The following is a 22,763-nucleotide window of genomic DNA, read 5'->3' as shown; positions in this document are numbered from 1 at the left end:
CCGATGGTACTGCACACAATGTGGGAGAGTAGGTAGCTGCCAGTTTTTGATTAAGAGGTATATTCGATCCGAATGGAGGAATGTACCTCTTTTTTTTATTGATTTCTTTTATTTATAACGGATAGCTGTTCCAGCAGCAGTAACCATTAGCATAGTATTTCCGCCGCCTACAGTTTCGTAATCCAAATCGACACCAATAACAGCATTAGCTCCCAGTCGTTTCGCTTGTTCACTCATTTCTTGTAATGCTCTCTCTTTAGCTTCTCTAAGTACATTTTCATATGAGCTGGCGCGACCACCGACGATGTCTGTAATTCCTGCAAAAAAATCTTTTACGATATTTGCTCCTATGATTGTTTCGCCCGAAACAATACCGAAATATTGAATAATCTCTTTTCCCTGAAGGGTGTTTGTTGTTGTCAGTAACATGTTTGTCTTTATTTAGTGAAAAACAAACATACATAAAAAATGGATATTAGTGGATATCAACAGTTCTTCTTTTTATTTCACCTTCATTTTATTTAGATGTTCTTTTAGTTCAGGTGTTATCCGATAGCTTTCACGGGCTTTTTGGATGGCTTTATTATGTACGAACTTAGAGAAAGTTTGTTGCTCCAGTAAAAGAACTGTTTGATCATAAAATTTGATCAGTCCCACGCTGATTGCCCAGGCAATAGCCATATCTACATAATACTGTCCTTGTGGAACTTCCGACAGGTGTTTTAGTGCAATGTCAATATACGTTTCGTTGAAGAAATAATCCATCAGAAGAATAACGAAAGTCCGTTTCGTAAACTCACCTTCATCTGTTTTAAGTGATAGGAAGTGAGCCAATACTTCATCCGGATATTTCTTGAATATTTTAGGGTTGCAAACAATCGTATCCACATGTGCCCAATTATCAAATTTTAAAATCAATGGGTCTAAATAGTGAAAGATCGTTTCTAATGACCGGTTTTTAAGGTATCCCAATACTAATCCGTAGAGTAAAACATGTTCGTATGTAGGATATTCTGTCTGTTGAAGATAGTTTTCCAGTTCCGAACTTGTCGCTATTTCCTTTGCCAGTTTTTTCAAAGCAGGCATACGGATACCAAGTATTTCATACTTTGTAGGAATGAGTCTTTCGTTAAAAGCTTTATAATCGCTTTCAGCTAACGCATATAATTTTTCGTTGATAGAAGATTCCATTTTTACTGCTTTTCGGACAAAGATACGAAAGAGCTGTCGGATATTTAAAATGACGGGTACGTATTGCGTGAAACGTTATTGAAATCGATAACCTATACTTAGATATAAATATTGTGAACGTGTCAGGTTGGTCGACCGAACAGCAAACGAGGCGAATACATTTTCTATAAGATTCACTTTGACTCCGTATATCTGATACAAACGTTTTTCTCTCTTGTCTTTGTGGTATAGATCGTAACCCAGGTTGGCGAAGATCGCATAGCCGGGCATGGTTATTTCTCCTTTGAGCGATACGCCGAAAGAAAAGCGATCGATCGGTCTGGCCAGTTTCTCGTATTCGATATATGCTCCTGTCTGCGGATTTTTTTCTCCTATGAACGAGGCGTTAATGCTTTCATCGTATACCATTTCAACGCTTGGCCCCCACATGAATCGACGCGTCTGACGCAGCATATAGCTATAGGTCATCCCCACCACATTATATCGTTTATGCGGATATCTGCTTCTCAGGCCTGTCCCTGCGGTGTCTACTTTTAAAGTATGGGTGGTGAACATTACACTAAAGTCATGTACCTGCCCTTTTTCAAAGTCTGAAGATGCGTTATAACTCCTATCTTTGGGTATCCTTTTTTCTATCTTGTCGAGATTATAGACCAATTCAACAAAAGGAGCGAATGTATTTAGTCCGTTGTTGGGCGTTCGCAATGCACCATTGGAAAAATGGGTAAAACTAATTCCCGTATGCACATCCCATTTGGGGGAGATATTCCATTTAAAATACCAGTTCCCGGCTAAGTGAACATTTGTAGAAGCTCCTATCGCTTTTAAACCAGGCGCATTCTGTATATCATAATGATTCCAGTTGAATGAAGCACCCAGATTTATTTCGTAATGAAGATATAGTTTCGGATTGAAATCCTTTAATAGTCCGCCCTGAAAAAGAAAAATAGAAAAAGGGTTACCCAGTTCTTTCTGGTAAGAAAACCGAGGAAGATAAATACCAATACCTCTGTAAGATTCTCTAAACAGATAACCTTCCCGTTCATAAAGAGGAGTAGCCCAGCCATATTTAAGGGTAAAGGCCGAATAAAGAGGTGTTATCTGTTTGTTTCCGAGCGTAATGTTTTTCGTGGGTAAAACAAACCCACCGGCTGTTGTCGCTGTAATGAATCTGGAATATCCAGCAGGAATGGAATCACTGGCATATAACGCGATACATGCGTATAAAAACAGCAAGATGCTGGACATTTTTTTTATCATTCGACTCTTATTTCAGGGCATAAAGGTAGTTATTTCTGTTAGAGGTAGGTGTAACAGAAAACAGACGTAGGTGTAACAAAAAAACAGTTCGGTAGGTTTTGTAAAACGTTGGGCATAGCGCAGAAAAATAACGGTTAAATTCGAGAGCGTAGACCTGAATAGTGGTAATAAACTCGTACTTTTGTACTTTATTACAGAATAAACCAGGTGTGAATGAAGGTTTGTATAGCTGAAAAGCCGAGTGTTGCTCGTGAAATAGCCGAGATATTAGGGGCAAAAAACAGAATGAACGGATATATAGAAGGGAACGGATATCAGGTTACCTGGACATTCGGTCATCTCTGTACACTAAAAGAACCTCATGAATATACGGGAGATTGGAAACGATGGAGTTTAGGATCATTGCCGATGATACCTCCCCGTTTTGGGATCAAACTGATCAGTAACCCGACCTACGAACAGCAGTTTAAAGTCATTGAAAGTCTGATGCAAAAGGCCGAAATGGTGATTAATTGTGGGGATGCCGGGCAAGAGGGTGAATTGATTCAGCGCTGGGTGATGCAGAAAGCCGGATGTAAGTGCCCTGTTTATCGTTTATGGATTTCATCATTGACGGAAGAGGCGATTCGTGAAGGCTTTCAAAAACTGAAAGATCAGGCCGAATTTAATCCGCTCTATGAGGCTGGATTATCCCGTGCGATTGGCGATTGGTTATTGGGGATGAATGCAACCCGTTTGTATACACTTCGTTACGGGCAAAACAAACAGGTGCTTTCGATCGGCCGTGTGCAAACCCCAACTTTAGCTTTGATTGTCAACCGGCAAAATGAGATTGATCATTTCACCCCCGAGCCGTATTGGGAGTTAAAAACGATCTATCGCAATACCACCTTTTCTGCAACAAAAGGGAAGTTTCTTCAAAAAGAAGAAGGGGAGGAGTTCCTGAAAACGGTTCAACAATCGGAGTTCACCATCACGGATACCTCTGAAAAGAAAGGGAAAGAATACGCTCCGCGTTTATTCGACTTAACCTCCTTGCAGGTGGAATGTAACAAAAAGTTCTCGTTTACAGCCGACGATACACTTAAACTCATCCAGTCGTTATACGAAAAAAAGGTGACCACCTATCCGCGTGTAGACACCACATTCCTAAGTGAAGATATTTATCCCAAAGTACCCAATACCTTGAAAGGACTTGTGGATTATGCGGGACTGATCGCTCCTTTGCTCCAAGGTAAATTGCCGAAAAGTAAACGTGTTTTTGATAATGCGAAAGTGACCGATCACCATGCCATTATCCCGACAGGTGTTCCGGCTCGGAACCTGAATGAGAACGAGCGGAAAGTATACGATCTGGTTACCCGCCGCTTTATTGCTGTATTCTATCCGGATTGTGAAATATCTACCACAACGGTGTTAGGCAAGGTTGAAAAAGTGGACTTCAAAGTAACCGGTAAGCAGATCCTAAAACCCGGATGGAGAGTTGTTTTTAATACCGAACAAAAAGATCCGGAAACAGAACCGGCAGAGGAAGAAGGCGTTTTGCCGGAATTCATCAAAGGAGAACATGGATCGCATCAGCCGATTCTGAAAGAGACCTGGACACAGCCTCCTAAACCTTATACTGAGGCAACCCTGTTGCGTGCAATGGAGACTGCCGGTAAATTGGTTGACAATGATGAATTGCGGGATGCGTTGAAAGAAAACGGGATTGGACGCCCTTCTACGCGTGCTGCGATTATTGAAACTCTTTTTAAGCGCAATTATATACGAAAAGAGCGAAAAAATCTGTTGCCCACAGCAACGGGAAAAGAGTTGATCGGAACCATTCAGGAGGAGTTGCTTAAAAGCGCTGAACTGACCGGTTTGTGGGAGAAAAAATTGCGACAGATCGAACGGGGGGCTTATGATGCAAAAACGTTTCTGGATGAGTTAAAAGCGTTGGTCCGACAGATTGTTTTCAATGTTTTTTCCGATCAGAGTAACCGAAAGATTACGATTATCGAACCTCAGGAAGAGGTGCAAAAAGAGAATAAAAAAAGAAAACCGCGGCAGACAAAAAAAGAGCAAAAAGAAACTGTTGAAGAAACTCCTGCTACAAATGTTGAAAAACCAGTTTGCCCCTTATGCGGTAAAGGGGATATATTACGAGGCAAAACAGCTTTTGGATGTTCGGAATATAAAAATGGTTGCACGTTCCGCTTGGATTATGCAACCTATAAACAAACACTTTCTGATAAGGAATTAATCGAAATTATCCGAAAAATATCCGGAAAAGAATAATCATCCCCTTTTTATCCTAACCTTTCTAAAATCTCGGCATAAGGGATAAACTCTTTCTGTTTTTTGGGTTTATAGCCGGTTGGATGTTGGGGAGAAGTTGTCGATACCGTTTCATTGACTTTTCGTAATACATAATCGAACGCAGGTAGTTGTGCGTTTAGTTGGTTTTGTTTGTTGTTTATCATTTTTTGCGTTAAAGTTTTATGATGGCAAATGTATCGTTTTATTTGATGAATACTGTACCTTTATAATCTAAAGCAACAAATAAATTATGCAAAATACAGAATGGTTTCCACTTGTTGATGCAAAAGGCGACACAATAGGAAAGTCAAGCCGACAAGAATGTCATAATGGGAGTAAATTATTACATCCTGTTGTTCATTTGCATCTATTCAATGAAAAAGGAGAATTGTATTTACAAAAACGTGCAATGACTAAAGATATCCAGCCTGGGAAATGGGATACAGCAGTTGGCGGACATGTCGATTATGGAGAGACAATAGAGGAGGCTTTATACCGGGAAGCGCGTGAGGAACTTGGTCTGATAACGTTTATTCCGCATCTCATTACGAAATATGTTTTTGAATCGGAGATCGAAAAGGAGTTGGTACACACTTTCTATGCGATATACAATGATGTAATTAATCCCGATCCGGAAGAATTGGAGGGAGGACGGTTTTGGACGTTCGATGAAATAACAGCCAATAAAGGGAAGAATGTATTTACCCCTAATTTTGAGCAGGAATTTGAATTTGTATCAGCACATTTCGCGGATCATATCGATCAATTGACGACCTAACGTATCGGCATCTTCGACTGTTTTTGCTTCCGAATAGATGCGGATAATCGGTTCGGTATTGCTTTTGCGTAAATGGATCCATTGATCGGGGAAGTCGATTTTTACTCCGTCAATATCTGTTATTTCATGTCCGGCAAAAGCTGACTTTACTTTTTCCAGAATAAGATCGACATCGATATCGGGTGTCAGTTCGATCTTTTGTTTGGAGATAAAATAGGGGGGATAACCGGCACGTAGTTCACTAGCCTTCATTTTCTTTTTGGCCAGGTGTGTAAGAAATAAAGCGATACCGACCAACGCATCACGTCCGTAATGACTGGCAGGATAAATCACTCCACCATTGCCTTCGCCACCTATAATGGCTTTCGTCTCTTTCATTTTGGCCACAACGTTGACTTCGCCCACTGCTGCTGCACTGTATGTGCCGCCATAACGTTGGGTGACATCCCGTAAAGCGCGACTCGAACTTAGATTACTGACCGTATTACCGGGGGTATGACTTAATACATAATCGCTGACGGCCACCAAGGTATATTCCTCTCCGAACATTTCGCCATTCTCGCACACGATCGCCAGGCGGTCGACATCCGGATCGACCACAAAGCCGACATCCGCCTTGGCTTCCGTCATTAACCGGGAGATCTCCGTCAGGTTTTCCGGAAGAGGTTCGGGATTATGGGAAAAATTGCCGTGAGGGGCACAGTGTAACTTAAATATTTCTTTGACACCTAAGGCGTATAACAGATCGGGGAGGACGACTCCTCCGACTGAATTTACCGCGTCGATGGCTATTCGGAAATTGGCGGCTTTAATCGCTTCAACATCCACTAAATCCAGAGCCAATACACTTTGAATATGTTTGTCTTTATAAGAGGTATCAATAGTTACCTGCCCTAAATGATCGACATCAGCAAATATAAAATCTTCAGATTCTGCCAACGCTAACACCTCTGCACCTTCCTCCGCATTCAGGAATTCACCTTTTTCGTTCAAGAGTTTCAGTGCATTCCATTGTTTGGGGTTGTGACTGGCTGTAAGAATAATTCCTCCACACGCCTTTTCCCAGACAACAGCCAATTCGGTGGTCGGCGTAGTGGCCAGATCAATATCGACAACATCAAATCCCATTCCGGTCAATGTACCGATAACAATCTGTTTCACCATTGGTCCGGAAATACGTGCGTCTCTTCCGACAACAATTCTATTGCTGGTAACTGTTGTGATCTTTTTGATTAACGTAGCGTAGGCCGCTACAAACTTAACGATAGCTAAGGGATTAAGTCCCTCTTCTGGAGATCCGCCGATTGTACCGCGAATACCGGAAATGGATTTAATAAGTGTCATAGATTTTTTATTCGAAAGTGAACTTGAGGATTTCGTAGTATAACGGATAACCGTATTTCATATCCACATTTTGCGATCCGATTTCAAACGGAACAATCGCTCTTACCGTTGATTTATCACCGACATATTGCAGTATACTGTGTAATCCTTCACTGGCATAAGAGGCCAGAATAGAAGTCGATGATACATTCTCCGGAGAAGAGGTATATCCGTATTTTATTTCCAACGGAATAGTTCCTCCACTTGTCGGACCATAATTCGTATAGGTGTAATACATCGAAGTGGAATCTAAACTTGGCCTATACGCTGTAAACCGGCAGTACACCACCGTTTTACCTAATTCCGCACGGGTGCCGTTGCCCGAATCGATCACATTTAAATAGACGCCATTGGATAACTGTACAAATTCATTCTTTCCAAAGACTCCGTTTTCAGGATAATCTTTAATTACCTCATAGCCTTTCTCATCCATCAACCGGCTGATCGCTTTTCGCTGGTCTTTTTTCATATCCGTATATGTTCTTGTTTTACTACCACACGCAATTGCCACAAGAGTCACACATACGATCAACAATACATTAAAAGCTCTTTTCATCTGATAATCTTATATTTTGAATGACAAAAGTATATATTCTTTCTGATTTTTATTCATGATTAATCATTTCTTCTGAATTATTAGGATTAAATTCGTTTAATCCTTTCTCAAAAAGTGCTACAGCGTCTGTCAATGAACCATAAAACTCGCCTCCGGAGGCATTCAGATGTCCTCCTCCATTGAAGTAGGTGGCAGAGAACCGGTTTGTAGGAAATGCTCCAACCGAACGAAGAGATACCTTGATATAGTCGCTATCTTCCCGAAGAAAGACAGCAAACGATACGCCTTTAATGCTTAGAGGGAGATTGACAAAACCTTCGCTATCGCCGACTTCGTATTTGAATTGTTTCAGTTCTTCTTTTGAGAGTGTGATTAAAGCTGCGTTTTGTTCGGGATAGAGTTTCATTTTATTGTATAACACATATCCCATCAACCGTAAACGATTTTCGGTATAGACATGGTTTACCTGACGGTATATCAAGTCTTTATCAATGCCTTTTTTGATTAATTCGCCGATGATCACATATATTTCAGGCTGATTAGAGTTGTATGTAAATGAACCGGTGTCTGTCATCATTCCGGTATAAATACACTCTGCCGCTTTTTTATCGATCGATTCAAACAATCCCATCCTGCAGATGAAGCGGAAGACTAATTCACTGGTTGACGATATCTGTGGGTAGGAGATCGTTACCCGACAGAAATCAGCTGGATTCAGATGATGATCGATCATCACCTTTCGTCCTTTTGAAGCCAATACAGCCGGAGCCAATCGACCGATTCGTTTCGGTTCATTAAAATCGAGACAGAATATCACATCGGCCTCAGTGATTAACTGTTCGGCAAATTCCGGATATTTTTCATAGATAAGCACATCTTTTGTACCCGGCATCCATTTATAAAATGAGGGATAATCATTGGGTACAATCACTGTCACATTATCTTTATCGTAGGCATTCAGGAAATGATATAATCCCAAAGAGGCGCCCAGAGCATCACCATCGGGGGTCAGATGGGTGACAATGACAAAACTCCGACCTTTTTCAACGTATTTTTGTGCTTTCTGAATTTGTTCTTCCAGAATAATTTTTGATAACATATATTGTGTTCTTTAGGCCTCAAAGGTACGACATTTTTGAATTTTCAAAACATAAACCGTTGAATTAGATTTATAAGTAAAACAGTTAGTAGAATAATCAATGCAGAAAGAATATATCCGGAACGTCTTTTGATCAGATACGCAAAAAAGAGGAAAAGGATCCCGTATCCAACCAGTAACATGGAAAGATCAAAACGAAAATGCCAGGTAGCCCTCGGTAAAGAACCAAATAAATCGGCAACAGAAAATACCGTATGTGTTAGAAACTCAACAATGTGCTGTAGAACAGAATACCCGGGTATCCATGTCGGAACTAAAAGCCAGATTAAAGCCGTAGGTATCAGAATTGTTGCAATCAATGTCAAAGCCAGATTGGTGAAAATAAATACAGAAGAGAAATAACCGAAATAGTATAAACAGAGAAAAGTCGTACCTATTTGTGCCGAGACTGTCACTAAAACCCAGTTCCAAGGGGTGGCAATGATCGGATTTCTCACCTCCATACACCCTTTCAACCGGGGATACAAAAACAGAATAAAGAAAACAGCCGTATAACTCAACTGAAAACCGATGTCAAATAAATAATAGGGGTTATAAACCAACATACAAAATGCGGCAGCGGCCAATGTATTGTAACTGTCGGAGTTTCGCGAAAGCATTCGCCCCGTCAGGTAAAAAGAGAACATCAGTCCGGCACGGGTAGCGGAAGGCGCCAGTCCGGTAATCAATACATAACTCCAAAGTAATATCATCATCAGTAAATATCTGAGCCAATGCCCCGGTCCGTAATGCGGTAGAAATCCCAGTAAAAAGGAGATAAATCCACAGACTATGGCTACATGAAAACCACTTACGGCTAAGAGATGAGAAACTCCTGCAGCAGAGAAGAGTGTGCGGACTTCTTTACGCATGGTTTTCCGATAGCCTAATGTCAATGTGGCTAAGACAGCTTTTTCCTCTTCAGTCAGTTGCAGTTTGTCATAAGATTCAACAAAGTGGAGTTGTATATGAGACGCGACTTCTTGGGGCACTGTTGTTTTAGGCTGAGCGAATCGTCTTTCCGAAAAATGGGTCACTACAACTGATACAGATAAAAGTAGAATTGCAAAAACGAATCCCCAAATCCATCTCTTTTCATATTGAAAAATAAATCGCTGTTGTTGCGGAAGTGCAAAAGCGATTAATAAGATTAAACCAACAATCGATAAACATCCCCCTAATAGAAAAGAGGGATTAAAATATAAGGCAAATACAATTCCGGATATCCAGAAAAATAAAGGCCGCACAAACGGGCGTGCCTGTATGGATTTTATCATTGATCGGTTAAGGTAAAGGTTTTGTCTTATAGATTAACTCATAGTTCTTTCAATTTTTTAATGGCCAGCAACGGGTCATTTGCTTCAAAAACAGAACTGCCGGCTACCAATACATCTGCTCCGGCACGAACCAGCCGTTTTCCCGTCTCTTCATTAATACCACCATCTACTTCAATCAGCGTATCCAACCCTTTGCGGATAATCATCTCTTTCAATTGAGAGGTCTTTGTCACAGCCTGTTCAATAAATTTTTGTCCTCCAAAGCCCGGATTAACAGACATCAATAAGACCATATCCAAATCCGGTAGAATATCTTCTAATAAAGATACCGGTGTATGCGGATTGAGTGTTACGGCCGCTTTCATCCCGGCTTCTTTAATTCCTGTCACTGTACGATGTAAGTGGGGTGATGTTTCATAATGCACATTCATCATATAAGCTCCGGTAGCAGCAACCTCTTTAATAAATTTATGAGGTTCGACAATCATCAGATGTACATCCATCGGTTTTTGGCAAATCGCCTTTAACTGATTTAAAATAGGAAAACCAAAAGAGATATTCGGTACAAACACTCCGTCCATAATATCCATATGCAGCCAGTCGGCTTCACTACGGTTTATCATTTCCACTTCTTCCTGCAAATGCAAAAAATCGGCAGCTAATAAAGAGGGTGCAACCAGATGTTTCATAGTCGTTTTTTTTGCAAAGGTATATAATAAAAAAGAAAGAGAAACACTTTTGTATTTCTCTTTCTTCTATGACTTCAGTTCATGACATATCCATTATATTTCCCCTCCAAAGCTGGCTCAACATGATAAACTCTGGCCAGTTGAGTTAAAAAATCCAGTGTCTGCTTTTGTGGATGACACTCTTTTTCTTTGGGATTTGGTTCTGTCTTACTGTTAAAATCATTCATGCAATGCGTAGAAAGTTTCTTCATAGGCTTTTTTCGTTTTATTGTTTGTACATAAAACGTCAATACCTTTTACTTTATTGCATGAAAGAATATATTTTTTATGCTAACGACAATTCGATATTGTTCTCTTCCGCCATTCGACGCATATTCAGGATGGCATAACGCATACGTCCAAGAGCTGTGTTGATACTGACACCTGTAATTTCTGCGATTTCTTTGAAACTCAAGTCCTGATAATAGCGCATCTCCAATACTTCGCGTTGGCTGTCGGGTAGATGTTTGATTAGTTTCTTTACGTCCGACAAAACTTGATGACGCACCAGATTATCTTCAATCGTACCGTCACACAATTTCATATTATTAAATAGATCGACTTCCACTTCATCATTGGAAACTGTATTTTCACTACGTTCCTGACGGAAATTATCAATGATCAGATTGTGTGCAATACGGGTGATCCAAGCTTTAAATTTTCCGTTTTCTGTATAACGGCCTTGTTTGATCGTCATAATAACTTTGACAAAAGTTTCCTGGAAAATATCTTCTGTCAGATCTCTATTACGGACAATATAGTATATATAAGAATGGATAGTACTCTTATACCTGTTCAATAATACGTCGAAAGCTTCGTTTTTACCTTTCGCATACAGGACAACCAATTGTTCATCGGTCATCTTTTTTAATGTATTCATTACTTTTTAAATTTGGGTTTATCGAGTAATGTTATGCTATAGGCTGTAGGGATTAAATGTTAAACAATTCTATTTTCGAAAACAAAAAAACAAAAAGTATTTCAATCTGGCAAATATTTGTCCTTTTTTGGTATATAAAATGTCCCCTGCCTATGCTTTTAACGTACAAACAGGGGGCTTTTCTGAACAAGTCCTTTTTTAGAATTTATAACCCAATGTCAATGCGACACGTGTATTTTTTGTTTTTAAAGAGGCTGCTTGAGAAAGTACATCACCATCTATTCCTCCGGCGATATTAGAAAAAGCATAGGCGTCTTCTTTATAGGTGGTCAATACACAGGCCAAATCTGAATAGAAGTTAGGCGTAAACCGATACCCTAAACCGATGGTATAATTTGAGGTTCCTTTATCCAGTGTAAAATGAGGGATTGTACCAACCGTCACTACTTCAACCAGATTTTTATTCTTGTCATATCCATTTCTCACTCCATCTTTCAGATCGCTTTTTACCGAACTGCTAGCCCATGCTGCTCCGGCTCTCACGGCAAATTGAGGGGTTACTTTGACTTCAGCTCCAACCCGTAAGGTGTTACCCATTCCGAAAGTAGTTTTTATATCGTTGTTCGTATCAATATTCGCGTATCCTGCTCCATCATACATACGCATATTTTTATAATTGACCAATTCATAGTCTACACTGACTAAAGCCGACTGCCCAATAATTGCAGCTGCACTGAATAACCATTTATCCGGAGAGCGATATTCATATTCGTAATAACCACCATTGGGGGTATTGTCTTTTTTCGTTTGATGAACTTCTTGTCCATTATTATTCAGGTAAGTTAATGAAGATGCTGATTCGCCATAAAAATAATCGGTCATCTTATACCAGGTTGGCGAATTGTAAGCAACACCAAGCCGTAAATAATCAACCGGACGCACAATCGCCCCTATGTTAAATGCATAGCCTGTTCCATCCGTACTTAAGGCATTGTCCAGATAGAAATCATTGTCATTAAATTCAAAGAATTCATCATATCTGGAATTGAAATCATATGTTAAATCCGTAATTGCAAGCGTTGCTCCTAAAAGTAAAACATCTGAGATATTCATACCAAAAGAGATATCATACTGATCGATCGCACCACTCTCCGACACTTCTAAACGAGCGTCGTCGATGGCGTAATTAAACCAGCCGGCATTATCGGTATCTCCGAATGCTCTATAATAGGCATTGTCTTTATCTTCCGTTGGTTCAATCAGTCCTCCGTTAAATCCTAAAACAGAAAGCCAATCATTGTCTGTGCCGTTTCCATAGGGATCATAACTACCGGATCCATCCATATCATAGTAGGGTTTACCCACTCTTGTCGCACGGGAGGCTATATAATCGCCCAAAGAAGAACTCATTGCTGCTCCTGCCGACATCGAATAATTCCGTCGGAAGTTTTTCAAACGATTATAAGCAAATCCAACGTTCCATCCTACAATTCCGGCATCATTCGATGTAGGGAAATAACCGACATAGGCGATATTGTCGAAATTCACCCGTGTCCGATTATTACTTTCTTTATTGCTAAACCAATTTGTCTCTGTTGAAATAGTGGATAAGCTTAAAGTGGTTACGACCTCCGAACTACGATAAACAGCTAACCCTGCCGGATTTGTCTTCATCGCAGAGATATCACCGCCTAAAGCACCAAATGCTCCTCCCATACCCAGGTAACGGGCTGTTCCAATCAGATCATTCTGTGAGTATTTGAAAGCATCCATTGGGCCTTGTGAAAAAGCAACGCCGCCACATAGTGCCAGCGCTGCTATTGCTATACATGTTTTTCTCATCTTGCTGTATTTTATTCAACCTAACAAATTCATTCTCTCAATTGTTGTTACCGACGACCACCGCTTGAGCGGCTTCCGCCTCCACTGCTGCTGCCGCTTGAACGGCTGCTGCTACTGCCTCCTGAACTGAAACTTCCACTGCTACTTGAGCGGCTACTGCTGCCGGTAGAGAAAGAACTGTTGTTATTTGTTCTCGGAGTAGGGGTAGAGTAACTTCTTGATGAAGATGAAGAGTTGTTGGATGAACGTGGGGTTGATACAGATTGACGTGAAGAGGAACCTGTAGCCGACGATCTGCTGGTCGAAACTCGTGTACGGGAAGACGAAGAATTAACACTTGTTCCCGAACTATTGTTTCTGCTGCCGGATGTCGTTGTCGAACGACTGGTTGTCGCTTCGCTGGAAGATCTGTTGCTACGACTTCCTGTAGTGACTGCACTATCTGTAGATCTTCTACCTCCAGCTGTTCCGGTTGTAGATTGTCCTCTTCCCGTTGTTGATGCATTATCGCCTCGAAGTGAAGAAGAACTGGTTCCTCTGCCTACCGTAGCACGTCCACCACTACTGCCGGTACTTGTACCGACTCTGCTACCATTGGCATAACTACGTGATGCCGATGCACGTCCATTGACATAATGGTTTCCCGGATTCCGGTAATAACCGGAAGAATAGTAATTGTGGTGATGGTGACCCCAGTAGCCTCCACCCCAGTAGCTACCTCCCCAACCCCATGACGGGCCATACCAGGAAGAGTAATAAGGGCTATGCCAGCCGGTATAAAAACCGCCCCAGCCAAAACCATAACTCCAATAAGGACTCCAGGACCAGGAAGAGTAAGTCCACCAAGGATTATATCCATAGAACCAAGGATCGTACCATCCATGGTATCCTCCCCATCCATTACCTATATTGATATTAAAACTTACATTAGCATTGCCGTTTGAATAATCGGTATCATATCCATATCCATAATAACCGTTACTCATATACAGATCCACCTGATCAGCGCCTACGATCGATATTTTACTGGGTGAATGATATCGGATAATACGTTCGGTATATTCATTGTCTGAACGTCTTTCACTCTGTACGAGTACAGATTCGTCTTCCTCATAATAATAAGGCTCTTCAACTTCTACTCCCGTATACCGACGATTGTATTCATCCACATCCCTTACTCCATCTGAAGACGAGGTTGCTTTGGCAATAACAGTCGTTTGCGTTGTGGGTTGTATCACCTTTTTCTCTTCAACTTTTTCTTTTTGATTCTTTTTACTTGAAGAGAAATACACATCATCAAAGAATTCCCCCTGAGCTGCTGCGTTAAAAGCAACCAGAAGCATCATTAATAACAAGGATGTTAATTTCATGGGTTTCATTTTCGTTTCTCCTCTACTTTAAATTAGTTCTTCGCTTACTTAGACTATTCTTTTATATTAGGGTTTAACCCTTGAAGCATAAAACAACTCACACATTTTGTTGTTCGTATACAAATATAACTATTTACTATCATATTTCGCAATATTTACATATACTTTAACGTTGCTGCTCAGATAGTAATTATTATATAAGATGTAAAAGAGAGAGAAAAAGCTGCATATTCCTGATCCGGATATGGCCAATAGGTGAATCCGTCTGTTATCTTAAACGGTCGAGCGAGCGCACCAATGTCTCATCAGCACCAATGTTGCGGATCGCCAGGTAATTCAGGATCAAACTGATCAGCGGGAATGAAAGTGTTATGCGTACCATGAACGATGGTTCTTCCATTTGTCCGGTTATTCTCCAGGCAAAAAAGGCGAACAGTCCATAATAACCAAGCATTAATATGGCGTTGAACACACACAGCCGGATTTGAAGTACCCGTTTTTTATATAAAAAGATAGTCGCTAAAGCAATTAGCGCAATAATGGCTGTCAGGCCGAAAAGTCCCCATGTTGGGAACAGTAACTCTTTTTCTCCTACAGAAGTGCTCAATCCGGTAGCGTCAAATGTATAAAACTGATCTCCTTCGCTAATGACCGCTAAAGGTAAAAAAAGAGTAATCGTGGTTAATGCTACTATAATAAGTAAATAAATTGTCTGAATACGTTGTAACATGATATGATCAAGTTAACAATTAACAGTAGTGGCAATACATCTTTTCGCGTATTGCCACTGTTGTTAATCGAATTTAGAAGTTGTTTTTATCCTTCACCGGATTTTTATGATACACTTTACCTTCCAGGTATTCCTGTGTGGCAATCAATGTCGATTTTGGAAGCTTTTCGTAATAACGGGAGATCTCTATCTGTTCTCTGTTTTCGAACACCTCTTCCAGATTATCATTGTATGAAGCAAATTCCTGTAATTTCTTTTCCAGATCCTGTTTCATTTCCACGCTGATCTGATTCGCACGTTTGCCAACGATCATTACGGTTTCGTAGATATTCCCTGTATCTTCCGACATTTTCATCATGTCGCGCGTCACCGTATTCGCCGGAGCGTTCGTTTTTCTATAATCCATATATTCCGTTTATTGATTTAAATGCATTAATACCCATCATTAATTCGCTGATTCACGTAATCAAAATATCTTTTTACCTGCCGGGTGTATTTCCCCTCAGGATATTCATTCATGTAATTATAATACTCATCGACCACATCCCGATAACGTCCTTGCAATCGTTCTTCGATACTGGCCAGAGACATTTCATATTTAGATCGCATCACCAGAAACATCAGGTCTTCCCGATACCGGGAATAGGGGTAATCCCTTAACGCATTCTGAGCCGTAATGACAGAAGCCTGATAGTTGTTTCCCAGATAAGTCCCTAAGTTAAAATACAACCGAGCCGCCAGATATTCTTTGTAAGCCAGTTTCTCCTGCAGTTCAAACATGATATTCTGTGCTTCCGGAGCCCGCTCGCTTTGCGGATAATATTCCAGATAAAGCTGCAGCTGAGTTATTGCCCGAAGAGTCAACGCCTGATCTAAACGCGGATCAGGAGAATCCAGAAACAGCCCGTATCCGGAATAGAAACGAGCCAATTCGGTATACTCGCCACGGGGATAAGTCGTATAATAGGTTTCAAAATATTGTGAAGCCGTCTGATAATCCCGTTGTCCGTAATAACTTTGTGCCAATAGATAAAGGGACTCTTCTGCAAAAGAAGACCCTCTGAATATCGGTACCAACTCTTCTAAGATAGTGGCCGATTTTGTATATTTCTTTTCATTGAAATATTTCTTGGCATACGAATATTTCAACTCATAATCAGTACTCTTCAATAGTTTATTAAACTCCCCGCAAGAAGAAAATAAAACCGTCATCATCATCAAAAATACAACCTTCTTCATTTTGGAATACTTTTAGCGTGCAAAGTTAATGTATCTCTGCAAATAAACGAAACACAAAACGTTAATATTTACAACTTATACAAATCGCTGGCGGCTAATAATTCCAGCTTATTTGCTTTTAAAACGTCTACACACTTCTCGATATTGTCCGGACGAATGATAATATTTGCTGTTTCTCCTTCCGAAAAAGCATACATATACTCCACGAATATACCGGCGTTTGTAATAATCTCCATCGCCTTGGCCAATGCTCCCGGCTGATTGGGACAGCGAAGACAGACCACGTCCGTTACACTTACGCCATACAATTTATCACGAAGTTCGGCTATCGCCTTATCCGTATCCGAAACAATCAGGCGAAGTATCCCGAAATCCGAATTTTCCGAAACGGTAAATGCGGTCATATTCACTCCTGCCTCTCCTAATATTTTGGCCACTTCCGTGAAGCGCCCTTTTTTATTTTCCAGAAAAATAGATAACTGTTTTACTAACATGGGTTTATTAATGATGAATGATTAATTATGAATTATGAATACAGAAGACAACTTGCCATCACTGACAGGTGAAATTTTTCCAACTTCTATCTTCCAGCTTCTAACTTCTATCTGTCTTTTCAGACAAGTTTACGATTATCCTGCACATGTTTCGCTTTGCCTTGGCTACGCTCAATGCTACGCGGTTCAACAATTTTAATATCCGGTTGAATACCGATCACGCTCTGCATACGTGCAGCTATTTTTTTGCGTAAAGTTAACATTTTATTCATCTCATCCGAATAATATTCCGGACGAAGTTCGACCTGTATCTGGAACGTATCGGTATTATTCACCCGGTCGACTGTTATAAAATAGTGAGGTTCGAATTCCGGCAGTTCCAAAATGACCGATTCGACCTGTGACGGGAATACATTAACCCCACGAATAATCAACATATCATCACTACGTCCCAGGATACGGCTCATACGCACGGCAGTACGCCCACAGTCACATTTTTCATAATGCAGTGTTGTCAAATCCCGTGTGCGATACCTGAGCATCGGCATTCCCTCTTTGGTCAGTGTCGTAAAGACCAACTCTCCGGGCTCTCCCGGGGATACCGGTTTTAAGGTGACCGGATCGACAATCTCCGGGAAGAAGTGATCTTCCCAAAGATGTGTTCCGTTTTGACATTCACACTCTCCGCCGACTCCCGGTCCGCAGATCTCTGTCAAACCATAGATGTCAAATGCTTTAATATGCAATTTCTCTTCAAGTTCCTTTCGCATATTCTCTGTCCAGGGTTCAGCTCCGAACACCCCTATGCGCAATTTGAACTCTTCCAGCGGGATATTTGACGCATGGATCGTTTCAGCCAAAAACAGAGCATAAGAAGGCGTACAGCAAAGTATCGTAGCGCCAAAGTCGTGCATCAGCTGGATCTGCTTTTCGGTATTCCCGCTACTCATCGGTATAACTGTTCCGCCAAGAGTTTCAGTCCCGGCATGTGCACCCAAGCCGCCGGTAAACAGTCCATATCCGTATGACACTTGTGTAATATCATTTTTTGTCACTCCATAAGCCATCAAGCAGCGGGCAACGACTTCAGACCATGTTGACAAATCTTTACGCGTATAACCCACAACAATCGGTTTCCCCGTTGTACCTGAAGAGGCGTGTAAGCGGACAATCTCCGACATCGGCACAGCCATTAACCCAAAAGGATAATTATCCCGCAAATCTTGCTTGACGGTAAAAGGTAGTTTTATAATGTCGTCAATTGATTGAATATCAGCGGGAGTTAAATCCATTTCCTGCATCTTTTTTCGATAAAAAGGAGAGTTGTGATACGCATGTTCTACGATATTTTTCAATCTGTAGGTTTGCAACTTCCGCATATCCTCACGGTTCATACTCTCAATCGTATCATTCCACATCATGGCTGTAGGCAAATTCTTTTAGTTAATAATTCGTTTTTATTTGAAGCAACTTGTTTAAATCTGTCGCAAAGTAACGACTTTTTTTTAATAACTCTTTACTTTCTCTCTCTCTTTGGAGTTACGGGAAATCTTGTTTTTCGTAGAGTGTGAAACTTCATTTAACCGGTTCGGGGGCAAGTCGTAAATGCACTCGACGCTCTTTTTTGATTATCTTTACCGAATTATTTCCAGCTGATTCTAATATCAGCCATTTGCTATGCAACGAAATATTCTGGCGCTTTATATCATCAAATTATCGAAATGGTTCAGCCTGGTTATGCCGGTGATTGTACTCTTTTACGGCGAGTATGGCTTGGGGTTGCAGGATATTTTTATTCTTAAAAGCGTCTATTCTGTGACTGCTGTTGTTTTGGAGATTCCTTCCGGTTATCTGGCCGATGTATGGGGGCGGAAGAGATGTCTGGTGTCGGGCTGTCTGTTGTTTTTTACAGGATATCTCTGTTACTCTTTTACTTCTGTTTTTGAAGCGTTTCTGGTGGCCGAAATTCTACTGGGGATCGGACAGACATTGGTGAATGGGGCCGACTCTGCCCTTCTTTACGATACAACAGCGCATTACAAGAAAGAGCATTTGTACCTCCGTTATGAAGGAAGAATCACGATGATTGGTAATTTTGCGGAGGCTTTTGCCGGCATATTCGGCGGATTTTTAGCGGTCTATTCGCTGCGATTCCCGTTTTATGCACAGGCGTTAGTGGCATTTACCGGAATTCCGGCGGCTCTTATCCTGAAAGAGTTCAATTGCAAAGTAGAATCCCAGAGTCCGGTTTCGGAAATACTGAAAATTATCAAATATGCATTGATTACCAATAAACAGTTGTGTTACAATATTCTGTTTTCCGGGGTCATTGGTGCAGCTACGTTGACGATGGCCTGGTTCGTACAGCCTGTTTTGATCTATTTAGAGACGCCCATCTCGTATTACGGGATTATATGGACTGTCTTGAACCTGACCGTAGGCATAGCTGCGCTTTATTCAGATCGCATCGAACGTTATTGGGGGATCAATAAGATGTATACATTCATTTTACTGGTCATTGTCAGTGGATACGTCGCATTAGCATTCAACCTGTCGTATACCGGCCTCTTTATTCTGTTTCTCTTTTATATCTGCCGGGGATTTGCTACGCCTATTTTAAAAGGGTATATCAATCAGATTACTTTTTCTGAAATGCGGGCGACAGTACTCTCCATACGCAACTTCATCATCCGATTGATTTTTGCAGCTATCGCTCCGTTTATCGGTTGGTTGAATGATGCCTACTCGCTACAGACAGCCTTATTGATAGCTGCCGGGATATTCCTTTTGCCGGGTTTACTCTTTTTACTTCTTCAGATCAAAAAAACGCCAGATTCTTCTACTTCATAATCGGAAAGGGATATTCTGCCGATTTTTTACAAATGACTCTCATTGAGTCGTATTCACTCTTGCTAAGTTACAATTTGTCAGTTTTAACAATCTGTCAATTTATCCCCTTTGACAGTCGCCTATTTGGGACTAACTACAGTTCTGTTCAGAAATAACGTCTGGATTTGAGGGTTTATTTTAAGGTGATGTTTTGATTTTCATCTTCTAAGATCTGTTTTTGTTGATCTGTAAAAAGAGTGATTCTGGAAAAAAAACAACCTGTTTTTATGCCCTGTTTTCAAATGATTACGATCACTTGGACGAGTTATCGTAATGATTTTTTAAATTATGCAGACAGTTCGCTAAAGTCATCTGCATGATTTGTTGTTATCATTCAGATCATTTTTTGAAAAGGCGACATTCGTATCCCCAAAACAGCCCGTTTTTTGCTTGAAAGGTTTAAAACTATCTTCTATTTTCCCGAAAATAGACAAACTGTGAGTTAGTGGAAAGGGTGTTTTTTGTGATTTGTGTTAAATGTAATTTCTGTTTGGTGTCAAAATGATATTTTGATCTCTTGCGAATTTAGACATTTTTATTGAATTGTTTTTCCCGAAAAGTATATTTGTTTTTCTTTTTATTAAAGAGAGTTATAAGTAATGGGTTTCGAATGGAAGAATATGTGAAGATAGTGAAGGCGAACGCCACAGGCGTTAAATGTGCATAACCCCGGGTGAAGAGGAGCGTAGCGGATCGACCCGGGGTGAATATATACTACTCTCCAATCAACGCCGATAGGTGTTGAACCGCAGATGATTGAACACCTTCGGCGTTCGTTTGTTACACTCATTATATACCCCGGGTCGATCTGCTACGCTCCTCTTCACCCGGGGTTATGCATATTAAATCCCTGTGGGATTTGGTCTTCGGAAAACCTTCAATTCTTACAATATCTGAAGATAAATCGTTATATCGCGTTCACATTTTATTCATGTAAAGGTCCTAAAACAACAAGCCCTGTTTTTCAATTCGTTTTTTACTGAAAATATAAAAAAAATATCCCCGGCAACCTTAAAATGTCAATCGAACTATTGACAAAACAGAGAAATTCGATATTTAAAACCTTTGCGTTATTCACTTTTGAAAATAGCGGTTTTGTGACTGTTCTTCAACCTCATTTCACCCTCAAAAAAGAAGTGATAAAAGAAACTAACATTTACTTTTGTTCCTGATATAAAGGACAAACTGCGCAAGTCTCAAGCGTGAGATCTGTTTTTACTTTTTGAATTTAATCAATAAAACATCACGATTATGAAGAAAAAATTTAGTGTAAAACTAACCGTTTTTGCAACTGTTTTAATGTTTAGTTGTCAGTCTGAAGAGGCCCCATTTAAAAAAGACAACAATTTGCAAACCAATGAAGATGTATTTACTTCTCTGGCAATTAAATTACCGTCGATGTCTTCAAAAACAACACGGGCAACTCCTGATAATGAATTTGTAATAAACACCCTGGATGTATATGTATATGACGCTGCTGACCCGAGCAAATCCGTTAGCCAATCATTTTCAACAGGAACAGATCTGGTATATGATGAAGATGATAAACTATACAAAACAACTAAAGCGATCAAAGTCAGTAAACAAACGGATAAATATATATATGTAGGTGTTAATCTGACAGCTGAGGCCAAAACGCTTATATCAACGAATGGCATAGCGGCTTTTGGTGGAGGAACTGGTCAGGATTTAGCCGTTTTGGCTTTTGCTGATTTTGCCGGAGACGATTTTATGATGTTTAACAACGAACCTCCGGCTGTGACTACAAGTGATAAATTCCATGATACGGAAGCGAATGCATTGGCAGCGATAAACGACTATGTTCAAATTACGGTCGACCGTGTGGTCGCTAAAGCGTCTATTCAGAAAATGCAGACCTATACCACTTATGGAGGAGGGGGTACTTTATCGGATGCACTGACATGGGGCTGGAGAAATATTAATAAATCCATTTATCTGTTGCCGTATGAAAATGCAGGTGTGTATAAAGATCCGAATTGGGATACGTATGCAGCAACTAATTATTTTGCACCGCCGACTGATGTCAATGTGAATGAATATGGCTCTACTCCGCTCAACCATGCGTATGCAACGGAAAACTGCTTTGATGTGGTGAATCATAATCTCGTAAAGAATACCACCTTTGTTAGTATTCAGGGTGTTTTCACCCCGACCAAAGTTTTGACATGCGCTGATCCGTCAACTGCTACACAAAGAACAGATTTTACGGAAGCGAGCTTTTCAGATCCTTCCGGGACGACGTTTTATGCCATACAAACGCAAGCGGATAAGTTCTTCTATTTTAAAGATGAAGATGTGGCCGAAAAATTCTTTGATCTTGCAGAGGCAGGTGCACCTGATTTTCCGGTATTAAAGGAAAGCGAAGTGCGTACATATGATAATGGGAAATGTTATTTCCACGTCTTTGTCGGACGGAATGAGACGGCTCCTTATGCCCCTTATAATGTTTATCGGAATAAATATTATAAAATATCGCTTAAATCGCTTATGATGCCGGGATTTCCAACAGACGATTGGGATAGTGGGAACGCAGTCGCTACGGATGGTTACGTAGGTGCGGAAATTACCGTGTCGGATTGGGAAGAAACAGCGGAAGAGAATACAGAAGCATAGTGCTTCAACGATTAAAGTCTTATATGAGCAAGGAAAGTCTGCTCATATAAGACTTTGATTTAACCCCTTT

At 40.5% G+C, this 22,763-nt stretch carries 22 protein-coding genes; 4 read left to right on the top strand and 18 right to left on the bottom strand.

Going from position 1 to position 22,763, the window contains the following annotated elements; all coding sequences use genetic code 11:
* Positions 1-108 precede the first annotated feature (108 nt).
* The 3 genes from M2135_RS07730 to M2135_RS07720 all read right to left on the bottom strand — a co-directional run bounded on the left by M2135_RS07730 (position 109) and on the right by M2135_RS07720 (position 2,451).
* Positions 109-429: a YbjQ family protein gene (locus M2135_RS07730; RefSeq protein ID WP_280747954.1), complete on the bottom strand. Its 321-nt coding sequence runs from the start codon at positions 427-429 to the stop codon at positions 109-111.
* Positions 430-501: 72 nt separating this feature from the next.
* Positions 502-1,191, bottom strand: a complete 690-nt coding sequence (locus M2135_RS07725) for a DNA alkylation repair protein (protein ID WP_280747953.1) — start codon at positions 1,189-1,191, stop codon at positions 502-504.
* A 75-nt stretch (positions 1,192-1,266) separates the two neighbouring features.
* Positions 1,267-2,451, bottom strand: coding sequence for an acyloxyacyl hydrolase (locus M2135_RS07720; protein ID WP_280747952.1), 1,185 nt, complete (start codon positions 2,449-2,451; stop codon positions 1,267-1,269).
* 213 nt (positions 2,452-2,664) lie between these two features.
* On the opposite strand from M2135_RS07720, the gene M2135_RS07715 reads away from it, so the two are divergent.
* A complete protein-coding gene (locus M2135_RS07715; protein WP_280747951.1) occupies positions 2,665-4,734 on the top strand; it encodes a DNA topoisomerase 3 in 2,070 nt (689 codons plus the stop codon).
* Between the two features lie 11 nt (positions 4,735-4,745).
* Here the strand turns inward: M2135_RS07715 and M2135_RS07710 are convergent, their stop codons facing one another.
* Entirely contained in the window at positions 4,746-4,919 is a 174-nt protein-coding gene (locus tag M2135_RS07710) for a hypothetical protein (protein ID WP_280747950.1), read from the bottom strand.
* 86 nt (positions 4,920-5,005) lie between these two features.
* On the opposite strand from M2135_RS07710, the gene M2135_RS07705 reads away from it, so the two are divergent.
* Complete coding sequence (locus M2135_RS07705) at positions 5,006-5,533, top strand: NUDIX domain-containing protein (RefSeq protein ID WP_280747949.1); 528 nt, start codon at positions 5,006-5,008, stop codon at positions 5,531-5,533.
* Here M2135_RS07705 and glmM read toward each other — a convergent pair.
* From glmM to M2135_RS07635, 14 genes are all read right to left on the bottom strand, one after another.
* Entirely contained in the window at positions 5,492-6,877 is a 1,386-nt protein-coding gene (gene glmM, locus M2135_RS07700) for a phosphoglucosamine mutase (protein WP_280747948.1), read from the bottom strand. The two genes, M2135_RS07705 and glmM, sit on opposite strands and share 42 nt — an antisense overlap.
* Before the next feature lie 7 nt (positions 6,878-6,884).
* Positions 6,885-7,472, bottom strand: a complete 588-nt coding sequence (locus M2135_RS07695) for a DUF4827 family protein (protein ID WP_280747947.1) — start codon at positions 7,470-7,472, stop codon at positions 6,885-6,887.
* Between the two features lie 49 nt (positions 7,473-7,521).
* Positions 7,522-8,571, bottom strand: coding sequence for a bifunctional oligoribonuclease/PAP phosphatase NrnA (locus M2135_RS07690; protein WP_280747946.1), 1,050 nt, complete (start codon positions 8,569-8,571; stop codon positions 7,522-7,524).
* A gap of 44 nt (positions 8,572-8,615) precedes the next feature.
* Positions 8,616-9,887 carry a ComEC/Rec2 family competence protein gene (locus M2135_RS07685; RefSeq protein WP_280747945.1) on the bottom strand — a complete coding sequence of 424 codons (1,272 nt, stop codon included), beginning with the start codon at positions 9,885-9,887 and terminating at the stop codon, positions 8,616-8,618.
* Between the two features lie 38 nt (positions 9,888-9,925).
* Positions 9,926-10,576, bottom strand: coding sequence for a ribulose-phosphate 3-epimerase (rpe, locus tag M2135_RS07680; RefSeq protein WP_280747944.1), 651 nt, complete (start codon positions 10,574-10,576; stop codon positions 9,926-9,928).
* Between the two features lie 74 nt (positions 10,577-10,650).
* The gene (locus M2135_RS07675) at positions 10,651-10,827 is read right to left on the bottom strand and encodes a hypothetical protein (protein ID WP_280747943.1); all 177 of its coding nucleotides are present in this window, start codon (positions 10,825-10,827) and stop codon (positions 10,651-10,653) included.
* Between the two features lie 74 nt (positions 10,828-10,901).
* Positions 10,902-11,495: a sigma-70 family RNA polymerase sigma factor gene (locus tag M2135_RS07670; RefSeq protein ID WP_280747942.1), complete on the bottom strand. Its 594-nt coding sequence runs from the start codon at positions 11,493-11,495 to the stop codon at positions 10,902-10,904.
* A gap of 198 nt (positions 11,496-11,693) precedes the next feature.
* Positions 11,694-13,337, bottom strand: a complete 1,644-nt coding sequence (locus M2135_RS07665) for a hypothetical protein (protein ID WP_280747941.1) — start codon at positions 13,335-13,337, stop codon at positions 11,694-11,696.
* 47 nt (positions 13,338-13,384) lie between these two features.
* Positions 13,385-14,716 carry a hypothetical protein gene (locus M2135_RS07660; protein ID WP_280747940.1) on the bottom strand — a complete coding sequence of 444 codons (1,332 nt, stop codon included), beginning with the start codon at positions 14,714-14,716 and terminating at the stop codon, positions 13,385-13,387.
* A 259-nt stretch (positions 14,717-14,975) separates the two neighbouring features.
* Complete coding sequence (locus M2135_RS07655; RefSeq protein WP_280747939.1) at positions 14,976-15,437, bottom strand: DUF4293 domain-containing protein; 462 nt, start codon at positions 15,435-15,437, stop codon at positions 14,976-14,978.
* A 73-nt stretch (positions 15,438-15,510) separates the two neighbouring features.
* Positions 15,511-15,843, bottom strand: coding sequence for a DNA-directed RNA polymerase subunit omega (locus tag M2135_RS07650; protein ID WP_280747938.1), 333 nt, complete (start codon positions 15,841-15,843; stop codon positions 15,511-15,513).
* 26 nt (positions 15,844-15,869) lie between these two features.
* Entirely contained in the window at positions 15,870-16,676 is an 807-nt protein-coding gene (bamD, locus tag M2135_RS07645) for an outer membrane protein assembly factor BamD (protein ID WP_280747937.1), read from the bottom strand.
* 68 nt (positions 16,677-16,744) lie between these two features.
* Complete coding sequence (locus tag M2135_RS07640; protein ID WP_280747936.1) at positions 16,745-17,170, bottom strand: amino acid-binding protein; 426 nt, start codon at positions 17,168-17,170, stop codon at positions 16,745-16,747.
* Positions 17,171-17,289: 119 nt separating this feature from the next.
* Complete coding sequence (locus tag M2135_RS07635) at positions 17,290-18,591, bottom strand: phenylacetate--CoA ligase (RefSeq protein WP_280747935.1); 1,302 nt, start codon at positions 18,589-18,591, stop codon at positions 17,290-17,292.
* Between the two features lie 256 nt (positions 18,592-18,847).
* Here M2135_RS07635 and M2135_RS07630 point away from each other — a divergent pair, with 256 nt between their 5' ends.
* Complete coding sequence (locus M2135_RS07630) at positions 18,848-20,020, top strand: MFS transporter (protein ID WP_280747934.1); 1,173 nt, start codon at positions 18,848-18,850, stop codon at positions 20,018-20,020.
* Positions 20,021-21,310: 1,290 nt separating this feature from the next.
* On the top strand, positions 21,311-22,693 hold the full coding sequence (locus M2135_RS07625) for an Mfa1 family fimbria major subunit (RefSeq protein WP_280747933.1): 1,383 nt from the start codon (positions 21,311-21,313) through the stop codon (positions 22,691-22,693).
* The last annotated feature ends 70 nt before the right edge of the window (positions 22,694-22,763 follow it).

This window comes from Parabacteroides sp. PF5-9 (assembly GCF_029893105.1).
Lineage (GTDB): Bacteria > Bacteroidota > Bacteroidia > Bacteroidales > Tannerellaceae > JARXWG01.
The sequence above is the reverse complement of the archived record's forward strand: the minus strand, read 5'-3'. Positions and strand labels throughout refer to the sequence as shown.

Excerpts from the sequence above, each read along its gene's own strand:
- M2135_RS07730 (WP_280747954.1), bottom strand. The coding sequence starts at position 429 with ATGTTACTGACAACAACAAACACCCTTCAGGGAAAAGAGATTATTCAA.
- M2135_RS07725 (WP_280747953.1), bottom strand. The coding sequence starts at position 1,191 with ATGGAATCTTCTATCAACGAAAAATTATATGCGTTAGCTGAAAGCGAT.
- M2135_RS07720 (WP_280747952.1), bottom strand. The coding sequence starts at position 2,451 with ATGATAAAAAAAATGTCCAGCATCTTGCTGTTTTTATACGCATGTATC.
- M2135_RS07715 (WP_280747951.1), top strand. The coding sequence starts at position 2,665 with ATGAAGGTTTGTATAGCTGAAAAGCCGAGTGTTGCTCGTGAAATAGCC.
- M2135_RS07710 (WP_280747950.1), bottom strand. The coding sequence starts at position 4,919 with ATGATAAACAACAAACAAAACCAACTAAACGCACAACTACCTGCGTTC.
- M2135_RS07705 (WP_280747949.1), top strand. The coding sequence starts at position 5,006 with ATGCAAAATACAGAATGGTTTCCACTTGTTGATGCAAAAGGCGACACA.
- glmM (WP_280747948.1), bottom strand. The coding sequence starts at position 6,877 with ATGACACTTATTAAATCCATTTCCGGTATTCGCGGTACAATCGGCGGA.
- M2135_RS07695 (WP_280747947.1), bottom strand. The coding sequence starts at position 7,472 with ATGAAAAGAGCTTTTAATGTATTGTTGATCGTATGTGTGACTCTTGTG.
- M2135_RS07690 (WP_280747946.1), bottom strand. The coding sequence starts at position 8,571 with ATGTTATCAAAAATTATTCTGGAAGAACAAATTCAGAAAGCACAAAAA.
- M2135_RS07685 (WP_280747945.1), bottom strand. The coding sequence starts at position 9,887 with ATGATAAAATCCATACAGGCACGCCCGTTTGTGCGGCCTTTATTTTTC.
- rpe (WP_280747944.1), bottom strand. The coding sequence starts at position 10,576 with ATGAAACATCTGGTTGCACCCTCTTTATTAGCTGCCGATTTTTTGCAT.
- M2135_RS07675 (WP_280747943.1), bottom strand. The coding sequence starts at position 10,827 with ATGAAGAAACTTTCTACGCATTGCATGAATGATTTTAACAGTAAGACA.
- M2135_RS07670 (WP_280747942.1), bottom strand. The coding sequence starts at position 11,495 with ATGAATACATTAAAAAAGATGACCGATGAACAATTGGTTGTCCTGTAT.
- M2135_RS07665 (WP_280747941.1), bottom strand. The coding sequence starts at position 13,337 with ATGAGAAAAACATGTATAGCAATAGCAGCGCTGGCACTATGTGGCGGC.
- M2135_RS07660 (WP_280747940.1), bottom strand. The coding sequence starts at position 14,716 with ATGAAACCCATGAAATTAACATCCTTGTTATTAATGATGCTTCTGGTT.
- M2135_RS07655 (WP_280747939.1), bottom strand. The coding sequence starts at position 15,437 with ATGTTACAACGTATTCAGACAATTTATTTACTTATTATAGTAGCATTA.
- M2135_RS07650 (WP_280747938.1), bottom strand. The coding sequence starts at position 15,843 with ATGGATTATAGAAAAACGAACGCTCCGGCGAATACGGTGACGCGCGAC.
- bamD (WP_280747937.1), bottom strand. The coding sequence starts at position 16,676 with ATGAAGAAGGTTGTATTTTTGATGATGATGACGGTTTTATTTTCTTCT.
- M2135_RS07640 (WP_280747936.1), bottom strand. The coding sequence starts at position 17,170 with ATGTTAGTAAAACAGTTATCTATTTTTCTGGAAAATAAAAAAGGGCGC.
- M2135_RS07635 (WP_280747935.1), bottom strand. The coding sequence starts at position 18,591 with ATGATGTGGAATGATACGATTGAGAGTATGAACCGTGAGGATATGCGG.
- M2135_RS07630 (WP_280747934.1), top strand. The coding sequence starts at position 18,848 with ATGCAACGAAATATTCTGGCGCTTTATATCATCAAATTATCGAAATGG.
- M2135_RS07625 (WP_280747933.1), top strand. The coding sequence starts at position 21,311 with ATGAAGAAAAAATTTAGTGTAAAACTAACCGTTTTTGCAACTGTTTTA.